The sequence below is a fragment of the Liquorilactobacillus ghanensis DSM 18630 genome (assembly GCF_001435235.1).
In the GTDB taxonomy this organism is placed as follows: Bacteria; Bacillota; Bacilli; order Lactobacillales; family Lactobacillaceae; genus Liquorilactobacillus; species Liquorilactobacillus ghanensis.
The window spans coordinates 1-1,344 of the sequence record NZ_AZGB01000012.1 but is presented as its reverse complement, the minus strand read 5'-3'; the positions used below and the strand labels follow the sequence as shown (position 1 = coordinate 1,344).

Genomic DNA, 1,344 nt, shown 5'->3' with positions numbered 1-1,344 from the left:
GAGAGTATAAAATAGTTTGTGTAAATGAATAAAATCCTATTGAAAAGGGAATCCCTTCCCCGTATGATTAAATCGTCAAACCAAACCAAAACGGAGGGATTCCCCATGGAACAGTTTACCAAAAATTTAACCAAAACTCTATTATCAAATGGCGATGTTAAAGAACTTTTTCGCCAACAACTTGAAACAGCTATTAATCAAATCTTACAAGCTGAGTTAACTTCGTTACTCGGTTATGATCCTTATGAACGTAATGGTTTTAAGGCTAACAATTATCGGAATGGTCAATACTTTCGGTTAATTGATTCCGAATATGGTAAGTTGAAAATTGCTGTGCCGCGTGACCGACAAGGCAAGTTTCATAATCATTTACTTCCAGCTTATTCTCGTCGTCAAGATACTTTAGAAACTACAATTATTCAACTTTACTCTAAAGGTGTTACCACTCGTGAAATCGCTGATTTGATTGAGAAAATGTATGGTTCTTATTATTCAGCTACAACTGTTTCTAACATTACTGCTCAAGTAACTAAGCAGATTGAAGCTTTTCATCAGCGAACCATTAAAGCAAACTATGTTTGCTTATTCTTAGATGCAACTTATTTACCTTTGCGTCGTGACACAGTTCAAAGAGAGGCGGTTTATATTGCCTTAGGAATTGCACCCACTGGAATTAAGGAAGTTCTTGATTATCGCATTGCACCCAGTGAAAATGCTGAAGTCTGGTCGGAAATGGCAGCAGATCTTAAGCAGCGAGGGCTTAAACAGGTTCAATTAATTATTGCGGACGGAATGGTCGGACTTCAACCAGCGCTTTTACATGCTTTTCCTAAAGCAAAATTTCAAAGATGTTTAGTTCATGTTATGCGTAATATTAGTACACATGTCCGTTTAAAAGACCGTGAGGTCATTTTAAATGATTTCAAACAGCTTCATTCGGTAACTAATAAAACTGAAGCTCATAAAATACTTGCCGATTTTTATAGTACTTGGGAAAAACAATACACAAATCTGATTAGTCACATTAGGTCAATTGAAAAGGAATTATTAGCTTTTTTGGCTTTTCCAGCCGCAATACGCCCAACCATTTATTCAACAAATATTATAGAATCGCTAAATAAAAAGATTAAACGCAAGACTAAAGCAAAAGAACAGTTTCCCAATGAAAAATCATTAGACAATTTCATTGGAGTGCAAGTAATTAGTTACAACGAAAAGAACTTTAATCGAATTCATCGTGGATTCGGACAAGTTAAGGATACATTAGAATCACTTTTCGACTGAAAAGATTTAATTTTATGGAGAAAGGGCAATCCCTTTTTACACAAACTTCTTGACACTCCC

1 protein-coding gene is annotated in these 1,344 nt (G+C 35.3%); it reads left to right on the top strand.

Annotated features, from left to right (window positions below):
- Nucleotides 1-105: 105 nt before the first annotated feature.
- Entirely contained in the window at nt 106-1,284 is a 1,179-nt protein-coding gene (locus tag FC89_RS04135; RefSeq protein ID WP_057871293.1) for an IS256 family transposase, read from the top strand.
- Nucleotides 1,285-1,344: the final 60 nt, after the last annotated feature.